Genomic DNA, 21,276 nt, shown 5'->3' on the forward strand with positions numbered 1-21,276 from the left:
AATATGAGATATAATCCGAAAAATGTTTAAATATATTTTTGTTTTTTTATTATACTTTGCAACATGAAAAAACTGTAGGACAATATATATTATAAAAACTAATAAAAAGAATATATATTTTTTGCAAGGGCTTGCATAGAACTTTTTTAAGTTTTGTTAACAAAATATATATTTTTTTACACTTCTAAATACTAGATATTTACTTTAAGTTCTGATATAATTTAAATAAAAAAAGAAAAGAGGATTTAGCAATGGTTAAAGAGTTTTTTGAGGGTTATAACCACCAAAATATAGAGTACTATATGAAAGAACATACTGATAAAAAATGTAAGAAGATAGTATTAATACATGATATGTTTGAGGATATAGACCTATATACAGATTTTATAGAATATTTTTTTAATCAGGGCTATGATGTATATGTACCAGAAATACGAGGTAATGGTAATTTACGTGAAAAAGAATATACAGATTTTGGCGAAGGAAGAATAGAAGCAGTTTTAAAAGATATAGATATATTTATACATAAAAAATTTGTTAATGTAAGATATAGCGATATAATATTAGTAGGTCAAGGAATAGGAGCTTTAATTAGTTACTATACCTTCATAGGTAATAAATTTAATACCCTTATACTTTCTTCCCTATTTATGGAAAATTTAATAACAATTAACGCAAATATACTTTTATCTAAAATAGAAGAAAAAGCAAATGTAAAAAATAGCAGATTAAATAAGTATTACTATAGTACATCTAAAAAATACCTTAAAGAAGGTGTGCATGGTATGATAACAGCTGATAGTAATTTTAAGAAAAAATTAAAAGAAGATAAAAAATATATGATATCTGCAAGTCCTGCATACTTTAATGATATGTTAAGACTATGTAGATATGTAAAAAAGAATTTTAAAAATATTCCAGATGGAGTTAATATACTAAATATTTATGGTGGAGAAGACATATATTTAAATAGTGATAAAATAAAGAAATATATGATAGGAATAAATAGTAATACAAGAAATATTAGAATATTTAAAAATGAAAAAGGTAGAAGAAATAGTTTACTTGAAGTAAATAAGGACGTAGTATATAGTAAAATAAATGAATGGCTAAAGGAGGTAACAAATGAGTAGTATTAAAATATATTCACCCATTAACAATGAATATATTGGCGAAGTGCCTGCTATGACAAAAGAACATATAGATGATATGATAAAAGAATTAAAAGAAAATTTTAAGACATTTAGTGAATTAGCTGTTACAAAAAGAGCAGAATATTTAAAGAAAGTAAGTGCAGTTTTAAAAGAACATTCTGAAGAATTAGCACTTTTGATGACTAAAGAAATTTCTAAGGGGTATAAGGATAGCCTGACAGAAGTTTTAAGATCAGTTGAAATGATAGACTATACTATAGAAGAAGGTATAAGATTACAAGGTGAAATGTCTAGTGGGGAAGCATATGGAGTTAAAGATAAGATATGTCTTAGCATAAGAGAACCTCTAGGTGTAGTATTGTGCATAGCACCATTTAATTATCCTATTAACCTTTCTTTATCTAAGATAGTTCCTGCATTAATAACAGGTAATGTTGTCCTATTTAAACCACCTACACAAGGGTCTGTAGTTTGTACAAAATTAGTTGAATTAATGAATGAAGTATTACCTAAGGGTATATTGAAAATAGTAACAGGTCGTGGAAGTGAAATAGGAGATTACATTAATACACATAAAGATATATCATTTATTAACTTTACTGGAAGTACAAAAGTTGGAGAAAGAATTTCAAATCAAGCTGGATTAAAAGGTCTTATGATGGAATTAGGTGGTAAAGATGCCGCTATAGTCCTACAAGATGCAGACTTAGAAAAGGCAAGTAGCGAAATAGTAAAAGGTGCTTTTAATTATTCAGGTCAAAGATGTACCGCTATAAAACGTGTATTGGTTGTTGAAAGTGTGAAAGAAGAACTAGTTCAATTGATACTAGATAAAGTGGGTAAAATAAAGGTTGGAGACCCTATGGATAATGCAACTGTTACACCGTTAATTGATGATAAGAGTGCAGATTATGTACAAGGTTTAATTGATGATGCAAAAAGTAAAGGTGCCAAGGTATTAATAGGTGATAAAAGAGAAAAGAATTTAATATACCCATGTGTATTAGATGGCGTTAAAGAAAATATGAGAATATATTTTGAAGAACCTTTTGGACCAGTTTTACCAATAATTTCAATAAAAGATGTTGAAGAAGGTATAGAAATAGCAAATAAGTCTGAATATGGATTACAAAGTTCTGTATTTACAAAAGATATGAAAAAAGCTTTCTACGTTGCAAGAAAATTAGAAGTAGGAAGTGTTCATATAAATAACAAGACACAAAGAGGACCAGATAATTTTCCATTTTTAGGTGTAAAAAATAGTGGATTAGGTGTTCAAGGAATTAAGTATAGCATTGAAAGTATGACAAGATTAAAAAATATAATATTTGATATATAGGAGATAGAAAAATGAAGTATTATGGTGGAATTGATTTGGGTGGAACAAATACAAAAATAGGGTTGTTAGATGAAAAAGGAACATTAATATTAAAGACTAATATTAAAACTTCATCTGAAGAAGGTTATGAAATAACTGTTAAAAGAATTTGTGAAGTATTAATTCATGAAATTGAAGCAGCAGAAATTTCAATGGAAGATGTTGTATCATTTGGTGTTGGAATTCCAGGACCCGTAGTTAAGAAGAAAATTGTTAAGTTCTTTGCTAATTTTCCTTGGGGTAAAAATTTGAATTTAGCAAAAGAATTTGAAAAATACTTAAAAAAACCTGTATACCTAGATAATGATGTTAATGTAATAACTTTAGGTGAAGTTTGGACAGGAGCAGCAAAAGGTTATACAGATGTTCTAGGACTTGCCATAGGTACTGGAATAGGTGCAGGTGTAGTTGCAAATGGCAAATTAATTTCAGGTAAAGTTGGTGCAGGTGGAGAAATAGGGCATATAAAGTTAGTAGCAAATGGAGCTTTATGTGGTTGTGGACAAAAAGGTTGTTTTGAAGCTTATGCATCAGCAACAGGTATAGCAAGAGAAGCACAATCTAGATTAGAAGTTAATAAGAATAATCTTCTTTATGAAATGGTACAAGATAGAAAAGTTGAAGCAAAAGATGTCTTTGATGCAGCTAAAAAAGGTGATGCATTCGCACTAGATATAGTTGAAAGTGTTACAGATAAGATGGCATTAGGTATATCAAATGTATTAAATATTACAGATTCACAAGTTGTAGTAATAGGAGGGGGAGTTGCACTAGCAGGAGATATACTATTTGATAGAATAAAAAAGAAAATGAAAGCATACGTCCTACCACCAGTACTAGAAGGCTTAGAAATTAAACCAGCAATACTTGGAAATGATGCAGGAATATATGGTGCAGCCTACTTATCAATGCTAGAAGAAGAAAATAAGTAAGAAACAGAAAAGCAGCGAAAGCTGTTTTTTTTGTTCGATAAAACTTGACAAAACTTCGGGGGGGGTAAGATTTAGTTAAATAATATATATAAGGGATGACTTATTATGAAAAAGATTTATTTAGGGAAGATTATTTTCATTTTGTCTATAATACAAAGTGGAATAGTGTTAGCTAGTGATATAAAAAATGAAATGGGAGATGACGCATATGTAGATGGAAAAAATTCATATGCAATAGGAACAAAAGTTAGAACTATTGGTGATAATTCAACTACTATAGGTGTAGGCAGTATATCAGTAGGTAATAAAATATACTCTATAGGAGAAGGAAATAAAATATTTGGAAGTAATAATTTAATATTAGGTAATAGAAATAAAGTATATAATTCTAAAAAAGATTATGAAAAAAGTAAGAAAAAGAAAGTAACTTTAACATATAGTTTATGCTTTCCAGACAAATATGGTAATTGCAGTGGTCTGACTTGTAGTCAAACAACTGATGAAGAGCCATATCAAAGATTTAGTGAAACAGGTACATATAAATTGCTGGTAGAAAAATATAAGTCAGAACATCCGTCATATATTTTAAAATTAGATAGTGATCCATTTATAACTAAAAATATAAGTATAACAGCAAAATTTGAAGAAATAAATTATGATGATATGAGTTCTAGTTTTGTTAATACTTCTAGTAATAAATATAATAGTAATAGTTTAAAAAATAATTTATCTGAAACAAATGAAAATGGTAATGTGGTACATGGTAATAATAATGAAATATATGGTGAAAATAATATTGTATTAGGGTCAAATAATTTTACAAGTTATAATAATAATATTATTTTAGGGAATGGTGTTAAAATGGCAAAAAAAAATAACGCAATAGTAATAGGTAATGGTTCTAAAGCAATAGAAAATGCAGTATCAATTGGTAATGATAAAACAACTAGACAAATTAAATATGTTAAAGCTGGTACAGATGATACAGATGCAGTTAATGTAAAACAATTAAAAGATTATGTTGCAGCTAATTCTTCTTCAGGTGGTGGAGCAATTAGTTATGTATTAAAAGATGGGAATGAACAATTAGTAAAAGCTAAAGATGGAAAGTTATATAAGCCTAGTGATATTAAAGAATTAAAATATGAAAATGGTAAATGAAGAATAAAGGTGGAAATGAACAACAACCTAATGAAGCAAAAGGAGAAATAGTATTACAACCAGCAGTTAAGAAAGTACTAACAAATATTTCAGATGGAAAGATAGAAGAAAATTCAACAGATGTAATTACAGGTGGTCAATTGTATAAAAATTACTATAACAAAGCAGAAGTAGACAAAAAACTAGAAGGTATCAATGTAAAATCAAACTTAGCTCTATCTGGAGTAGCCAATGCAATAGCTATGTCAAGTATGACACAACCAAGAGAAGGATTGTTGAATATAACAGGGGCATATGGAACGTATGGAGGAGAACACGCATTAGCAGTAGGAATCAGTGGAAATACAGAAAGATTTTCATATAAGTTGGGAGTATCAACAAATATGAGAGGAAATGTAGGAGTAGGATTAGGCTTTGGTATGACAGTAGTAAGTAGTACAAAAGATGAAAAGATGAAGAGAATGGAAGAAACTATAAAAGAATTAAAAGAAGAAGTAACAGAATTAAGAAAGTTAATAAAAAAATAGATAGACCCTATAATATGAAAACCAAAACAATAATAAAGGAAATCTATCTATATGAGTATAATATCATAAAAATTAAAAAAAATAAATAGAAAAATGTAGCAAAAAGCTAAAATGTGAAAAAGTGCGGGAACATGATAAAATCCACTTTTAAAAAATGCGGAAACATGAATGTAATGAAAAAGAAGCACTAATAGTTTTTGATGAAGTGCAGTTTTATCCAACTGCAAGACAAGCAATAAAAAAATTAATATGTACCCATTAGACTATGAAGAATTTTTATGGGCTATAGGTGATATTAAAAGAAGTATTTGATAAAAAGATTTTTTTAGGTAATTTACAACATTATTAATACAAATAATCTTAAAATGGTAGATGATGTTAAAAGAGAAATAATCAATTTGTATTCCGATGATTTTTACAAAATAGATAATAGTGGAAAGTATCTAGTATATATGAAGCTATACCTATCTGATATAGGATTACTTGTAACATTAATGTTTAAAGACAGGGAATTTACTGATAATGACATTTATTTAAAATTATTAAGTGATAAATTAAATGTTAATTTAGGTATATTTTATGAAAATGTTATAGCACAAATTTTAGCTACAAATGGTCATAATTTCAGATGGTAAAAAAATTAGCCCTATTGAAGTTAAATATTCAAGTTACAAGGCATAAATCATTAGATATTTTTTGTGAGAAGTATTCAAATAGTATAAAATATCGGCTATAAGGTAATAAACCTTAAGCCGATATTTTTGGTATTTAGACCGACATTTAAAAAAATCTCAGAGTATCATTTTCATTTCTTTATTCTAAATAAATCCATCGTATTAGTGATGGGGTGTATTACAATATTTTTAAGACCTTTACGTATGAACCAATTTTCAGTAGAGTAGTAAAGAGGTGCAATGATGGCATTATCGACTAATAATCTTTCAGCCTTATTTACAAGTAAATAACGAGCATTTTCATTTTGTTCATTATCTATTTTCGATAATATATCATCATATTCTTTATTTCCCTTATTGCCCCATCTGTATAGCATACTAACGGGGTCATTAAATTTCGGACTATATGTATTTAATACAATGTCAAAGTCACGTGCTCTTGTTAGAGCTAGTCTATCTTTAAATGTTACAGTTGTAACAACTACATTTAAATTTAATTTAGTTCTTAATTCTTCTTGTATAAAGTTTGCTTCTTTAACTTCTACAGATGTATTACCAGTAAGAAGTCTTAAAGTTTTACCAGATAATATGTTTGATTTAACATTGTCCTTAAAGTAATCTTTATCTGGATACATTTGTCTATATTTCTTAAATACATTAGATACTATTGATTTACTTACAATAGATCCATCTTCTTTAATTACATTTACATATTTTTGTCTATCTATACTATCACGTATAGCAAGTCTATTTTCTTTTTTACTTAGTATTGGATTATCAAGATTAAAGTCTAAGTACCAAAGTCTACCATTTTGATAATTTATTAACTCATTATTCTTCTTCTTACTTTCAAGATCATAAGGTTCAACACGAGCAAGATCAACTTCATCGTTTTTTATTAAATTTTCTAAAACAGAGAAATCTGAGATAAATAGTAACTTTACATTACTAAAGTATACATTCTTACTATTCCAATAGTACTTATTCTTTTTTAGAAGAATACTTGAGTTATCCATTTTTTGTATTATATATGGTCCATTGTATAGTGCTGTTTTAAAGTCCCCTATATCTTTTGTCGTTCCTTTTTTTACAGGAAAAGATATGGGTAGGGTTAGTATATCTTCAAAATATACAGTTGGTTTAGTTAGTGTTATGACAAGTTTACCATTAACATTTTTAACACCTAGTTCATCTTCACTAACTTTACCCTCATTGTATTCTTTTGCGTTTTTAATAGGATAAAGTAATTCGGCAAATCTAGACGCAGTTTTTGGATTTAATGCTCTTTTAAATCCAAATAATATATCATCTATAGTTAAAGGACTACCATCACTCCATTTTAAGTTTTTCCTTATTGTAAAAGTTAATGTATTTCCATTTTTTGTATACGAACTAGCAAGACAAGGTTCATATTCATTCTTATCATTTAATCTAAGAAGACCTTCATAAATATTATTCATAAGTTGTACACTTACTAATTCATTAAAATGATGTGGATCTATTGTAGTAGGTTCTGATACCATATTGTATGTTAAAGTTGTATTTGTATTACCACAACTAAAAGTAAAACAAAAAAGAAGTAAAATAAGTAGTTTTTTAATCATGTATTGCCCCCAATAATTTATCTACCATATCAATTTTTTCCCATGGTAATTCTATATCTGTTCTACCAATGTGCCCAAAGGCTGCAAGGTCTTTGTATTTAAAATTAGGTGTTCTTAAATTCAATGTTTTTTCTATACCACGTGGTGATAAATCAAATAGTTGAGGTATAACTTCCTCAATTTTTTGTTCTGGAACATTTGATGTATTAAATGTTTCAACTTTAATAGATATTGGATCTACTACACCAATTGCGTATGATAATTGAACTTCACATTTTTTGGCTAATTTAGCTGCAACGATATTTTTTGCAATGTATCTTGCCATATATGCAGCAGATCTATCAACTTTAGATGGATCTTTACCAGAAAATGCACCACCACCGTGTCTAAAGTATCCACCATAGGTATCAACTATTATCTTTCTACCTGTAAGACCAGTATCTCCATGAGGACCACCTATTACAAAACGTCCTGTTGGATTTATGAAGATTTTTTTAACATCTTGTAAATCATATCCATATTTTCTTAGTACAGGTTCAAATACAAGATTTTTAACTTCTTCTTTAATCATATCTTGTGTTACACTTTCATCATGTTGTACAGATAATACAATGGCATCTATACCAACTATTTTATCATTATCATATTTTAGTGTAACTTGTGATTTAGCATCAGGTCTTGCCCAAGGAAGAGTATTATCTCTAGTTAACTTAGTTAATCTCTTTATTATTTCACGAGCTAGTGTAATTGCAAGTGGCATAAGTTCAGGTGTTTCATCAACAGCTCCACCAAACATAATACCTTGGTCTCCAGCACCTCCAGTATCAACACCCATAGAGATATCTGGTGATTGAGCGTGAATAGTGTTTATTACACCGCAGTCATAGTCAAACCCTAGTCCAGGTTTGTATCCTATTTCTTTTATAACGCCTCTTGCGATTGTTTGTACATCAACATATGTATTAGTAGTTATTTCACCACCAATTAAAATTAAACCAGTAGTTGCAAATGTTTCACAAGCAACTCTTGAATTTATATCATCTGCTAAACATTCATCTAATATTGCATCTGAAATTTGATCACATATTTTATCTGGATGCCCAGGTGATACAAATTCTGATGTAAAAAAAGAATAATTATTGTTCATTATTTATCGTTTGTCTCCCTTCTAATGATTTAGTAAGCGTAACTATGTCGGTATATTCAATATTACCACCCATAGGTATACCACTTGCTATTTTACTTATTTTTATACTTTTAGGCAATAGCTTTGTTAGGTAAAGTATGGTAGTTTCACCTTCAAGGTCTGGATTTAGTGCAAAGATAATTTCTTTTACATTATCTAGCCTATTTAAAAGTGTTGAAATATTAAGGTCATCTATACCAACACCATTTAGGGGATCAACTTTTCCACCAAGTACATGATATATGCCGTTATATACATTAGAATTTTCAATTGCAAAAACATCTTTAGTGTCTTCAACTATGCATATTACAGAATGGTTTCTTTTTTCATTAGTACATATATTACATACACCACTGTCAGTTAAAGTATTGCATATAGTGCAGGGTTTAATTGTATTATATGCTTCAGTCAAAGTATTTATGAATTTATTAACTTCTTTTTCATCTTTTTTTAATAAATCAAAAGCAATTCTTGCAGCACTTTTTCTTCCTATACCTTGTAGACCAGAAAAAGCCTTTATTAATTCATCTAATTTTGTCATATATATTCCTTTACAAAAAAGAAGGAGTATATTTTGGTAAATATACTCCTTTTATATTTACTATTATTGGTTTTCTCCTATTCTAGTAACTTTAAGTGTATTTGTAGTTCCTGTTTCAGATATACCTGTAACTAATACGATTAAATCACCTTTTTTAATACCAGTGTAATTTTCGTCTTCAGTTGTAAATGCATGACTTTCAGCAACTTCTACAGCTTTTTTGAAGAAGTCTTCAGTCTTATCAAGTCCTGTAGCTAATACTGATCTTACACCTCTAACAACAGATAATTGTCTTGCAGTTTGTGGGTGGTCAGTTAAAGCAATGATAGGTACAGTAGGGTTATACTTTCTTATCATCTTAGCAGCTCTACCTGTCTTAGTCCAACAAACTATTAATTTAGCATTTAATGTTTCACTTGCATAAACTGCACTCTTACTAATAGATTCAGTAATAGTCATAGATGTTGGTGTATAACTTCTTCTTCCAACTCCTATTTCATCAGTTACACTTGAAATTCTAGCCATAGTCTTAACAGCTTCTACTGGGTATTTACCATTTGCAGATTCTCCTGATAACATAACAGCATCAGTACCATCTAGTATAGCATTAGCAACGTCTCCTGCTTCTGCTCTTGTAGGTCTAGGATTTTTTTGCATAGAGTCTAACATTTGAGTAGCTGTAATAACTGGTTTTCCAGCTTCATTACATTTCTTTATCATAACCTTTTGCATGTATGGTACTCTTTCAACTGGTACTTCAACTCCTAAGTCACCTCTTGCAACCATGATACCGTCTGATAATTCTAGTATTTCATCAAAGTTATCAAATCCTTCTTGAGTTTCAATCTTAGGAATAATCTTAATGTTTTCTCCACCATTTTCATCAAGAACTTTTCTAACTTCAGCAACGTCTGATGCTTTTCTTATAAATGAAGCAGCAACATAGTCTACACCTTGTTCACAACCGAATTTTAAGTCAGATATATCTTTAGGTGCTAAAGCAGGTAAGCTTACTGAAACATTTGGTAAGTTAACACCTTTCTTTTGTCCTAAAGCACCACTGTTTTTAACTGTACAGTGTAATTCTTCACCTTCGATTGAATCAACGTTTAATGCGATTAAACCATCATCAATTAAAACAGTATCTCCAGGTTTTAAGTCTTTTGTAATATCTTTGTATGAAACAGATATTTTCTTGTCATCACCTTTGAATGCATAGTCAGTTGTTAATGTGATTTTGTGACCTTCGACTAAATCATATTTAACGTCACCTTCTCTAAATTCACCAGTTCTAATTTCTGGTCCTTTAGTATCAAGCATTATTGCAACAAATTTTCCTGTTTCTTCACAAAGCTTTCTTAATGTTTTAATTCTTTTTCCGTGTTCTTCGTGGTCACCATGTGAGAAGTTTAATCTCATTACGTTCATTCCACTTAATAGTAATTGTTTTAATACCTTTGGATCTTCACTTTTAGGCCCTATAGTACAAACAACTTTTGTCATTTTAATTTTCATATTTCCTCCTAAGTTATATTATATATTATATTAGATTGATAACATCATTGCAATTTCATAGAATTTTTGATCTTTCTTTTCATAGTTTTCCCAAGCATATTGTAATTTGTGTGTAACAACTAAAGTCTTTTCTATTCCAAGCATAACTCCATCTGCTTCATTTTTTTCTATTAAATTAACTGCAGCTACACCTAATCTAGTTGCAAGTAATCTATCAAATGCTGTAGGAGATCCACCTCTTTGTATATGTCCTAGAGTTGTAACTTTTACATCTAATTTAGGATTTCTTTCTTTTAATTGTCTTGCAATTTCTTGAGTGCCTTCTTTTACACCTTCAGAAACGACTATAACATCAAAATTCTTTCCTTCTTCTCTTCTTTTTCTTATTATTTCTTCAATAGCTTCTATTTTATATGGCATTTCAGGGATAATAACACCGTTTGCACCACCAGCGATACAAGCATTTAAAGCAATATCTCCACAATTTCTTCCCATAACTTCTACAAGGATAGTTCTGTCATGAGATTGAGCAGTATCACGTAATTTTGATATAGCGTCAATTACAATGTTTAATGCAGTGTAAAAACCAATAGTGAAATCAGTACCTGCAATATCATTGTCTATTGTACCAGGTAATCCAACAGTTTGTATACCATGTTCAATATTTAAATAGTATGCACCATGATATGAACCGTCACCACCTATTGTAACAAGAGAGTCAATACCTCTTTTCTTTAAATTTTCTGCAGCTAATGCTCTTACTTTAGGATCTTTAAATTCAGGCAATCTAGCTGTCTTTAATATTGTTCCACCTTTATCTGCAATATTTGAAACGTCTAGTGGTGTCATTTTGTATATGTCATCTTCAAGCATACCTTTGTAACCTCTTCTGATACCATAAACTTCCCAACCTTTAAACATTGCTGTTTTTGCAACGGCACGAATTGCAGTGTTCATACCTTGTGCATCACCGCCACTAGTTAGAATAGCTATTTTTTTCATAATTTACTCCTTCTGATCACATTTTTTAGTTAAGTAGATAATAGCACTTTTTGGCAGATTTTTCAATATTAAAAACAAAAAAAAGCTAGGCATAACCTAGCTATTTATTAAAAACTTTCAGGTTTTGAAAGAATATTTAAATCTTTATCTATGTCAAAAATTAAAGGCTTACCAGTTGTTAAATTTAAATCTAGTATATCCTTATCAGAAATATTTAAAAGATATTTAATTAATGCTCTTAAACTATTACCGTGAGCAGCAATAATTACATTTTTACCATCTTTTATTTCTTTTGAAATAACATCGTTCCAGTATGGTAATACTCTTGCAATTGTATCTTTTAAACTTTCTCCTCTTGGACATTCTTCATCTGTTAAATCTTTGTATCTTCTGTCGAATTTAGGATATCTTTCTTTATCAGTTACTTCAACCTTAGGTGGAGCAACATCGAAGCTTCTTCTCCAGATGTGAACTTGTTCATCACCATATTTTTTAGCAGTTTCAGCTTTATTTAGACCTTGTAATGCACCGTAGTGACGTTCATTTAATCTCCATGATTTATATACAGGAAGATATAGTTGGTCTATTCCTTCTAGTACGTAGTTTAAAGTCTTGATTGCTCTTTTTTGGTAAGATGTGAATGCTACATCAAATTCTAATCCTAAATCTTTAAGTGTTTTTCCACCATTTTTAGCTTCTTCAACACCTTTTTCAGTTAAATCTACATCTGTCCATCCAGTGAACTTATTTTCTAAATTCCAAGCACTTTGTCCGTGACGTATTAATACTAACTTCATATAGTATGTATCTCCTTTCAACTTTCTTTGAATACATTATACTATATTCAGGTACTTTTATCAATAAAAAAAGATTAAAATGAAAAATACAAGTGAAAACCATGAAAAAAATGTACAAAATTAAAAGAAGTTTAATGGATAATAACTTAACAAATGACAGAAAATATATTTGTAAATAGCAGATATGTTGTGAAAAAATAATAAAAAATTTATAATATTAAGAAAACTACTCAAAAAAATATTTTTTCAATTTTTTCAAAATACAAAAAATAAAGACTTATTAAATTACACCAACTACATCTTTAAATACTGAAAAAAATGAAGGGAAAAGTCTGGTTTGACATTATGAAAGATTGAAGGTATAATGCATATGTATTTGGGGAAATACATTGATTTTACACTTTTAGGGTCAATAGCTAAAAGAATAGCTATAAGTGTGTGATTTATGCTTATATAAGAAAAATGAAGTTGTTGTATGACAACTTTTTTTCTTTTGTTTTATAAAAAAATGTTGTAGAATAGAGCTAGAATTAAAATGAATTGTTGAAGAGGTATTATGAAGAAATTAACGATTAAAGATATTGCAAAATTGGCAGGTGTGTCGTTTAAAACAGTTTCTAGAGTTATTAATAATGAAGATAATGTAAAGGAAGAAACAAAAGAAAAAGTAAAAAAGATCTTATTAGAACAAAACTTTAGTGTAAATTATAACGCTAAAAGACTTGCTAGCAGTAGAACAAGACAAATAGGTGTAATAACAAATACAAAAAGTAATGAATTGAGTAAGAACTATATTATACTACATCATATATTAACCTTTGCGAAAATGAAAGACTATACTATTATAGTACATGAAAGCTTAGATAAGGTTAAAAGAAATAATTTAGGTAAAATAGATAAGGGTTTTTATGAGGGTATAATCTTTTTGAACCCTAAAAAAATGGAAGATATAGAAGAGGCTGTTAGAGATAAACTTCCAGTTGTGATGTCAGGTATTAGTGATAAGTATGTATGTGTTGGAACAGATCAGTATGAAAGTGGATATATTGCAACAATGGCACTTATTAAAAAAAAGTGTAAGGATATAGCAATAATACTAGATGATCCAGATACAATAACTAATAAAGAAAAGGTTAGAGGTTATGCTGATGCTCTAAAAAGTGTTGGATACATGATAAATGATGAAAATATACACTATAATTACAGAACTAGTTTTGATGTTGAAGCTTTAATAACTAAAAAGTATCTAAAAGATAGTTTGTATGATGGAGCATTAATAGGTAGTGATGTTTTAGGCTTAGGTGCTGTAAGAGCAATTAATAAATTAAAAATTCCTTGTCCAATGAATTTTAAGTTTATAACCTTCGGTAATACCTTTATATGTAACGAAACATATCCAAGCATGAGTTCAATTAAACAAAATTTCGAAAGTATAGCTAAAAATTTAGTAGATAAGATAGTTGAACTTATAGAAAATAAGGATAGACCTAAAAGTATGGTTATACCAGCAGAAATTATTGAAAGAGAATCTACAATATAAATAGTCATAAAAAAATGGCTATTTTTTTTTTTTTTTTTATTGACAAAATTCTAAATCGAGTTACAATGTAGTAGAAGATGACAACGAGGACAAAAGGAGGCAAAAATGAAATTAGATATGGAAAAATTTATGCTTAATAGTGAATTAGCTAATAAGCTATACGCTGAATATGCGAAAGATGCACCTATTTATGACTACCATTGTCATTTAGACCCTAAAGAAATATATGAAGATAAGGAATTTTCTAATATTTCTGAAATTTGGCTAAATGGCGATCACTATAAATGGCGTGCTATGAGGGCAAATGGAATTCGTGAAGAATATATTACAGGTGATAAGACAGATTATGAAAAATTTTATGCATGGGCTAGTACACTTGATAAGTGCATATTAAATCCACTTTATCATTGGAATGCACTAGAATTAAAAAGATATTTCAATATAGATGAAATATTAACAAGTAAAAATGCAAACGTTATTTGGGATGCTGTTAATAGTATAAAGTATAGTCCAAGAAAGTTGATAGAAATATCTAATGTAAATACTTTATGTACAACTGATAGCCCAATATCAGATTTAAAATATCATAAATTAATACGTGAAAGTAAATTTAAAACTAATGTGTTACCAGGATTTAGACCTGATGAAGCATTAAGTATAGGTAAACCTAAGTTCTATAACTTTATTAACCAAATTCCTTCTGTTGTAGGTTATGAAATAAAGGAATATGAGGACTTAGTTAGAGCATTAAGTGAAAGAATAAAATATTTTGATGAAAATGGTACTTGTGTTTGTGACCATGGACTAACATATATGCCATTTGAAAAGGCTAGTTTAGAAGAAGTAAAAGAAATTTTTAAGAAAGCTTTAAATAAAGAGGAATTAAGTGAAAAAGAAGTAAATAAATATTTGACAAGACTCTTAGTAGATTTAAGCAAAGAATACAAAAAATATGACTGGACTATGCAAATACATTTTGGTGCTATACGAGATAATAACAAGAAGTACTTTGAAAAGTTAGGTTATGATTCAGGATTTGATTCAATTACTGATGATACAAATTTAGCATACAAATTAAATGGCTTATTAAATGAAATGGTAGAAAATGACAGTTTACCTAAAATGATAATATATAACTTAAACCCTATGTATAATGATTTGATAGCAAGCACCATAGCAAATTTCCAACCAAACAATGGAAATATGCAATTTGGTGCTGCATGGTGGTTTAATGATACTAAAGAAGGTATGTTAAAACAAATGAAATGCTTAGCAAATAATGGTTTATTCTCAAAATTTGTAGGTATGTTAACAGATTCAAGAAGTTTCTTATCATATACAAGACATGATTACTTTAGAAGAATTTTATGTGACTTTATTGCTGATTTAGTTGAAAGAAACGAAATACCAAATGATATGGATATGTTAAAAGAACTAATACAAAACATTTGTTACTATAACGCAAAAAGATATTTTGAAAAAAGGGGTAGATAGAATGAAAATAGGATTTAGATGGTACGGTACAGAGGATAATATACCAGTTGAATATATTAGACATATACCGAATGTAGATACAGTAGTAACAGCTGTATACAGCGTAAAAGTAGGAGAAGTTTGGCCTATGGAAGATATATTAGAGTTAAAAGAAAAGGCTAATAAGGTAGGACTTAACTTCCATGTAGTAGAAAGTATACCAGTACATGAAGATATTAAATTAGGTAAAAGAGATTACAAAAGATATATAGAAAACTATAAGGAAAATATTAGAAGATGTGCAAAAGCTGGAGTAAAGGTTATATGCTACAACTTCATGCCTGTATTTGACTGGACAAGAAGTGAATTAGATCATAAAAGAGAAGATGGATCAACATGTTTAGTATTCTATAAGGATCAAATAAAAAAACTTGACCCTACAAAATTAGCACTTCCTGGATGGGATTCATCATATAGTGTTGAAGAAATGGCAAAGTTAATTAATGAGTATAAAGAATTAGGAGAAGAAGGATTATGGAAGAATCTAGAATACTTCTTAAAAGAAATAATACCAGTGGCTATAGAAAATGATGTATATATGGCAATACATCCAGATGATCCACCATATTCAATATTTGGTATACCAAGAATAATAACTTGCAGAGATAATTTAAGAAGATTTTTAGATATATATCCTGATAAACACCATGGTTTAACAATGTGTGCTGGAAGTTTAGGATGTGATCCTAGAAATGATTATATAGCTATGGTTAAAGAATTTGGTAGTGAAGGAAGAATACATTTTGCACATTTAAGAAATATAAAGATACTAGAAGATGGAAGCTTTGAAGAATCAGGTCATATCACCAAAGAAGGTAGTTTAGATTTTTCTGAAATAGTTAAGACATACTATAATCTAGGCTACAAAGGTTACTTTAGACCAGATCATGGAAGAATGATATGGGGAGAAACAGGTAAACCAGGTTATGGTCTATATGACAGAGCATTAGGAGTAGCATATATAAACGGATTATGGGAAATGTGTGAAAAATTAAAAGGGGGTAAAAATGAAAAATAAAGTAGTAGTTGTAACTGGAGCAGCAGGTGTAATTTGTTCAATGATAGCAAAACATTTTGCAAAGTTAGGTGCAAAGGTAGCGATGCTAGATTTAAATTATGAAAAAGCAAAAGAATATGAAGAAGAATTTGCAAAAGAAGGGCTAAAGACTAAGGCATATAAGTGTAATGTTTTAGATAAAAAAAATATTGAAGAAGTTTATGAAAATATAAAAAAGGATTTGGGTAAGGTAGATGTATTAATAAATGGTGCTGGAGGAAATAATCCAAAAGCAACAGCAGACCAAGAATTCTACGATAAAGAAAACAAGGGTACAAGCTTTTTTGATTTAGATCCTAAAGGTATAAGTTTTGTTTTCGATTTGAATATTTTAGGAACAATATTACCAACACAAGTAATTGCAAAAGATATGGAAAAAGGATGTAGCATAATAAATATATCAAGTATGAACTCATACACACCATTAACAAAGATAGTTGCATATTCAGGTGCTAAAGCTAGTGTAAATAACTTTACACAATGGTTAGCAGTACACTTAGCAAAAGTAGGTGTAAGATGTAATGCAATAGCACCAGGATTTTTAGTAACTAATCAAAATAAGAAGTTATTATTCAATGATGATGGAACACCAACACAAAGAACAGGTAAGATATTAAGAAACACACCAATGGAAAGATTTGGAGAACCAGAAGAAATGTTAGGAGCATTAGAATTTTTAGTAGATAATGAAAAAGCAAGTTTTATTACAGGAGTAATAATACCTATTGACGGCGGATTCAGTGCATATTCGGGGGTATAATATATGGAATATAGAAAATTTGGTATGGTAGATAAATTAGCATACATGTCAGGTGACGTAGCAAATGATTTGTCATTTATATTTGTAATGATGTATTTAATGGTATTCTATACTAAGGTATTAGGTATATCAGGAGCAGTAGTAGGATTACTATTTTTAACAGCAAGAATAGTTGATGCATTTACTGATATAGGGATGGGGAGATTAGTTGACGTAATCAAACCAAGAAAAGAAGGTAAATTTAGATTTTGGATAAAAATGGTTGCACCTTTTGTAAGTTTATCATCATTTTTACTATTTGTATATGTAGTTAAAGACTTTTCAATGCCTATAAAAATAGCATATATATTTGTTACATACATTTTTTGGGGAAGCATATGCTATACAGCAATAAATATTCCGTATGGATCAATGGCTTCAGTCATAACTATAGATTGTGAACAAAGAGCATCATTATCAGTATATAGAAGCGTAGGAGCAAGTATATCAATTTTATTAATCTCATATATAGTTCCTAAAGTGATATTTGTTGAAAAGTATATAAATGGTAAGTTAGAAAATGTAATAGTCCCAGAAAGATTTACAATTTTAGCCTTAGCATTTTCAATTTTATCATTCATATTCTATATGTTTTGCTATAAATTTTCTATAGAAAGAGTAAAAGTTAAAATTTGTGAGTATAATAAAGAAGAAAAGAGTTTTTTAAAAGAAGTAAAGAAGATAGGAAATAGTTTGAAAGTTAATAGATCATTACAAGTATTTTTAGTAATATCTTTAATATATTTATTAACAACAATGTTAGGTAGTGGTTTATCAGCATATATTTATATTGATTATTTTAAAAACAAAGAAGTATTAGCATATTCAGGTATGATAGGAGCAATTTTAACATTTGCTGTTTCACCTATTGCAAGTAAAATAGTAAAAAAGATAGGTAAAAAGACATCAGGTTCAATAGGCCTATTAATATCAGGAGGTATATTCATAATCCTATACCTTTTAAGACTTAATAATGCATGGGTATTCTTTGCGTTCTTTGTACTATGTGCACTAGGTACATCATACTTTAACGTAATAGTTTGGGCCTTTATAACAGACATAATAGATGATCAAGAAGTTAGAACAGGTTGTAGAGAAGATGGTACAGTATATGCTGTGTATTCATTTGCTAGAAAGTTAGGTCAAGCATTAGCAGGAGGTATGACAGGATTCATATTATCATATATAGGATATAATTCAAGTCAAGTAATACAAAGTGTAAGTGTAAGCAATAGTATTTATTCAATATACACATTAGCACAAGGAGTAGGTTGTATTTTATGTGGTGTAGTACTACTATTTATATATCCTTTAGGTATAAAGCAAGTTATGATAAATACAGAAAAATTAAATAAACGTAGAGAGGTAGAAAATGCAAAATAGGAAAATTGTATGTATAGATTCAGATGGTTGTGCTATGGATACCATGAATTACAAACATATATATTGTTTTGGACCTATTGCTGTAAGAGTGTTTAATATAAAGGAAAAAGAAGAATTTTTAAAAAAATGGAATAAGATAAATCTTTATTCAAAAACAAGAGGAGTAAATAGATTTGTTGGACTTTCCTTAGTGTTTGATAGTATAAATAAACCTTTAAATGATTTAAAAGCATGGATAAATTCGACAAATGAGTTATCTAATAAGTCTTTAGAGAAAGAAATTTCGAAAAAAAAGAGTGGTGAGCTAGAAAAGGCACTTATATGGAGCAATGAAGTTAATAAAAAAATAGAAGGTATAAAATATATGGCTAAGCCTTTTTCTAGCGTTAAAGATGCAATACATAAGATGAAAAAATATGTGGATATAGCAATAGTGTCAGCAGCAAATAATGAGGCTATAAAAGACGAATGGGAAAAATTTGGATTAATAGATTATGTAGATTATGTAATGGGTCAAAGTCAAGGTACAAAGAAAGATTGTATTAAATATTTAATTGATAAAGGGTATGAACCTAAAAATATAGTAATGATGGGTGATTCACCAGGAGATATATTGTCTGCAAAAGAAAATAATGTTCTTATGTACCCTATAATAGTAAACGAAGAAAATGAGAGTTGGGATTTATTCATAAACCATATCCTAGAAAAATTTTTGAAAGATGAATACAAAGATGCTGAATATATAGAAAAATATGAAAGAAAGTTAGGTGACTTAGATGCCAAGAACAGTTAATTTAAAAGAAAAACCATATAATTTGAGTGATAAACAAATTTCATGGGTTGAAAATACAATAAATTCAATGAGTGATGAAGAAAAAATAGGACAACTATTCTTTAATCTTTTCAGTCTAGAAGATAGAAAATTTACTGAAACAGATTTAACAAATAAGGAAATTATAGAAAAATATCATATAGGAGGTGCAAGATACCAAGGTGGTAATAAAGAAGCTGTAATGAATTTAATAAATGATTTACAAGAATATTCAAAAATACCTCTATTAGTTGCAGCTAATTGTGATTCAGGTGGAGATGGTGCTTGTAGCGATGGTACATATATAGCAACAGCTGCACAATGTGAAGCTAGTGGAGATGAAACTGTTTCATATAATGCTGGATATGTTAGTGGAGTAGAAGAACAAGCACTAGGAATAAATGTTAATTTTGATCCTTGCGTAGATATAATAAAAAACTTTAGAAATACAATTGTTAATACAAGAGCATATGGTAGAGATACAGATGTTGTAATTAAACATACAGTCTCATATTTAAAAGGTTTAGATAAGAGCAAAGTAATAAAATGCATAAAACATTTCCCTGGAGATGGAATAGAAGAAAGAGACCAACATTTAGTGTTAGGAATTAACAATTTAAGTATAGAAGATTGGGAAAAAAGTTTTGGAGAAGTATATAGAACTCATATAAATAATGGTGTTGAAATGATAATGGCAGGTCACATTGCACTACCTAATTATCAAAAATACTTAGTTAAAGGATTAGAAGATAAAGATGTGTTACCAGCAACATTAGCAAGTGAATTAATACAAGACTTATTAAAAGAAAAATTAAACTTTAATGGTTTAGTTATTACAGATGCATCACATATGCTAGGTATGACTTCTAGTATGCAAAGAAAAGACTATGTACCTAAGGCAATAGCAGCTGGTTGTGATATGTTCTTATTCTTCAATGATATAGATGAAGACTTTAACTATATGTTAAATGGGTATAAAAATGGTGTGATAACAAAAGAAAGATTACATGATGCATTAAGAAGAATTTTAGGTCTTAAGGCAAAGTTAGGACTAAATATTGAAAAACCAAAAAGAAATCTAAAAGATTTAGATGTAATTGGTTGCAAAGAACACAAGGAAATGCAAAAAGAAGCTATAGATAAAGGAATTAGTTTAATTAAAGATACAAAAAATGTTTTGCCTATTAATAATAAAAAACATAAAAGAGTAAGACTATACATAATAGAAGGTGAAAAGAATGGAATATATAAGCCAAACGAAGAATTTGAAAAATTATGTGTAGAAAAATTAGAAAAAGAAGGATTTATAGTAACTTTAAATGATAGAGGAGTTCGTGCTAAAGGAAGTGTAGAAAAATACAAAAAAGAAGTTGATTTAGCATTAGTATTTGTAGATGTTAAAGGGTATGCTGAACAAAATAATATGAGAATTAAATATAGCGGGCCTATGTCAAATGAAATACCTTGGTTTGTTCATGAAGTACCTACTGTTGTTGTTTCATTTAATTTTACAAATCATTTACATGACTTAACAATGGCAAAGTGCTACATTAATGCATATTCTGATTGCAAGGAAACAATTAACCAACTAGTAGATAAACTATTAGGTAAATCAGAATTCAAAGGAAAATATTTTAATGAAAATGTTTGGGCTAATCAATTTCAAGCTAAACTATAACGAG

At 28.9% G+C, this 21,276-nt stretch carries 19 protein-coding genes; 13 read left to right on the plus strand and 6 right to left on the minus strand.

Features of this window, described 5'->3' with window-relative positions; genetic code table 11:
* Nucleotides 1-251 precede the first annotated feature (251 nt).
* The 6 genes from IMK15_RS02555 (at nucleotide 252) to IMK15_RS06440 (ending at nucleotide 5,787) form a co-directional block, all read left to right on the plus strand.
* Nucleotides 252-1,133, plus strand: a complete 882-nt coding sequence (locus IMK15_RS02555; protein WP_192941771.1) for a serine aminopeptidase domain-containing protein — start codon at nucleotides 252-254, stop codon at nucleotides 1,131-1,133.
* The gene (locus IMK15_RS02560; protein ID WP_192941772.1) at nucleotides 1,126-2,493 is read left to right on the plus strand and encodes an NADP-dependent glyceraldehyde-3-phosphate dehydrogenase; all 1,368 of its coding nucleotides are present in this window, start codon (nucleotides 1,126-1,128) and stop codon (nucleotides 2,491-2,493) included. Before IMK15_RS02555 ends, IMK15_RS02560 begins: the two co-directional genes overlap by 8 nt.
* 11 nt (nucleotides 2,494-2,504) lie before the next feature.
* Nucleotides 2,505-3,464, plus strand: coding sequence for an ROK family protein (locus IMK15_RS02565; RefSeq protein ID WP_046328908.1), 960 nt, complete (start codon nucleotides 2,505-2,507; stop codon nucleotides 3,462-3,464).
* Nucleotides 3,465-3,569: 105 nt separating this feature from the next.
* A complete protein-coding gene (locus tag IMK15_RS02570) occupies nucleotides 3,570-4,625 on the plus strand; it encodes a hypothetical protein (RefSeq protein ID WP_192941773.1) in 1,056 nt (351 codons plus the stop codon).
* Complete coding sequence (locus tag IMK15_RS02575; protein WP_192941774.1) at nucleotides 4,622-5,152, plus strand: YadA-like family protein; 531 nt, start codon at nucleotides 4,622-4,624, stop codon at nucleotides 5,150-5,152. Before IMK15_RS02570 ends, IMK15_RS02575 begins: the two co-directional genes overlap by 4 nt.
* Before the next feature lie 365 nt (nucleotides 5,153-5,517).
* Nucleotides 5,518-5,787: a hypothetical protein gene (locus IMK15_RS06440; protein ID WP_226869170.1), complete on the plus strand. Its 270-nt coding sequence runs from the start codon at nucleotides 5,518-5,520 to the stop codon at nucleotides 5,785-5,787.
* A 170-nt stretch (nucleotides 5,788-5,957) separates the two neighbouring features.
* On the opposite strand, the gene IMK15_RS02585 is transcribed toward IMK15_RS06440, so the two are convergent.
* The 6 genes from IMK15_RS02585 to gpmA form a co-directional block, all read right to left on the minus strand.
* Nucleotides 5,958-7,430: a peptide ABC transporter substrate-binding protein gene (locus IMK15_RS02585; protein WP_192941775.1), complete on the minus strand. Its 1,473-nt coding sequence runs from the start codon at nucleotides 7,428-7,430 to the stop codon at nucleotides 5,958-5,960.
* Nucleotides 7,423-8,577 carry a methionine adenosyltransferase gene (metK, locus tag IMK15_RS02590; protein ID WP_192941776.1) on the minus strand — a complete coding sequence of 385 codons (1,155 nt, stop codon included), beginning with the start codon at nucleotides 8,575-8,577 and terminating at the stop codon, nucleotides 7,423-7,425. The genes IMK15_RS02585 and metK overlap by 8 nt, the downstream gene beginning before the upstream one ends.
* Nucleotides 8,567-9,157, minus strand: a complete 591-nt coding sequence (recR, locus tag IMK15_RS02595; RefSeq protein ID WP_192941777.1) for a recombination mediator RecR — start codon at nucleotides 9,155-9,157, stop codon at nucleotides 8,567-8,569. Before recR ends, metK begins: the two co-directional genes overlap by 11 nt.
* Nucleotides 9,158-9,220: 63 nt before the next feature.
* Nucleotides 9,221-10,672 (minus strand): pyruvate kinase PykF, encoded by a 1,452-nt coding sequence (pykF, locus tag IMK15_RS02600; RefSeq protein WP_226869171.1) that lies wholly within the window; start codon nucleotides 10,670-10,672, stop codon nucleotides 9,221-9,223.
* A gap of 30 nt (nucleotides 10,673-10,702) precedes the next feature.
* On the minus strand, nucleotides 10,703-11,674 hold the full coding sequence (pfkA, locus tag IMK15_RS02605; protein ID WP_046328904.1) for a 6-phosphofructokinase: 972 nt from the start codon (nucleotides 11,672-11,674) through the stop codon (nucleotides 10,703-10,705).
* Nucleotides 11,675-11,781: 107 nt separating this feature from the next.
* Nucleotides 11,782-12,471 carry a 2,3-diphosphoglycerate-dependent phosphoglycerate mutase gene (gpmA, locus tag IMK15_RS02610; protein WP_046328903.1) on the minus strand — a complete coding sequence of 230 codons (690 nt, stop codon included), beginning with the start codon at nucleotides 12,469-12,471 and terminating at the stop codon, nucleotides 11,782-11,784.
* 556 nt (nucleotides 12,472-13,027) lie between these two features.
* On the opposite strand from gpmA, the gene IMK15_RS02615 reads away from it, so the two are divergent.
* The 7 genes from IMK15_RS02615 (at nucleotide 13,028) to IMK15_RS02645 (ending at nucleotide 21,272) form a co-directional block, all read left to right on the plus strand.
* On the plus strand, nucleotides 13,028-14,011 hold the full coding sequence (locus IMK15_RS02615) for a LacI family DNA-binding transcriptional regulator (protein ID WP_192941778.1): 984 nt from the start codon (nucleotides 13,028-13,030) through the stop codon (nucleotides 14,009-14,011).
* 105 nt (nucleotides 14,012-14,116) lie between these two features.
* Nucleotides 14,117-15,505, plus strand: coding sequence for a glucuronate isomerase (gene uxaC / locus IMK15_RS02620; protein WP_192941779.1), 1,389 nt, complete (start codon nucleotides 14,117-14,119; stop codon nucleotides 15,503-15,505).
* Nucleotide 15,506: 1 nt separating this feature from the next.
* On the plus strand, nucleotides 15,507-16,562 hold the full coding sequence (gene uxuA, locus IMK15_RS02625) for a mannonate dehydratase (protein ID WP_046328900.1): 1,056 nt from the start codon (nucleotides 15,507-15,509) through the stop codon (nucleotides 16,560-16,562).
* Complete coding sequence (locus IMK15_RS02630; RefSeq protein WP_192941780.1) at nucleotides 16,552-17,361, plus strand: SDR family oxidoreductase; 810 nt, start codon at nucleotides 16,552-16,554, stop codon at nucleotides 17,359-17,361. Before uxuA ends, IMK15_RS02630 begins: the two co-directional genes overlap by 11 nt.
* Nucleotides 17,362-17,364: 3 nt before the next feature.
* Nucleotides 17,365-18,783, plus strand: a complete 1,419-nt coding sequence (locus tag IMK15_RS02635) for an MFS transporter (protein WP_192941781.1) — start codon at nucleotides 17,365-17,367, stop codon at nucleotides 18,781-18,783.
* Complete coding sequence (locus IMK15_RS02640) at nucleotides 18,773-19,576, plus strand: HAD family hydrolase (RefSeq protein WP_046328897.1); 804 nt, start codon at nucleotides 18,773-18,775, stop codon at nucleotides 19,574-19,576. The genes IMK15_RS02635 and IMK15_RS02640 overlap by 11 nt, the downstream gene beginning before the upstream one ends.
* Nucleotides 19,560-21,272, plus strand: coding sequence for a glycoside hydrolase family 3 protein (locus tag IMK15_RS02645; protein WP_192941782.1), 1,713 nt, complete (start codon nucleotides 19,560-19,562; stop codon nucleotides 21,270-21,272). The genes IMK15_RS02640 and IMK15_RS02645 overlap by 17 nt, the downstream gene beginning before the upstream one ends.
* The last annotated feature ends 4 nt before the right edge of the window (nucleotides 21,273-21,276 follow it).

Origin of the sequence: Sneathia sp. DSM 16631 (assembly GCF_014892235.1) — a bacterium.
GTDB classification, from domain to species: Bacteria; Fusobacteriota; Fusobacteriia; order Fusobacteriales; family Leptotrichiaceae; genus Sneathia; species Sneathia vaginalis.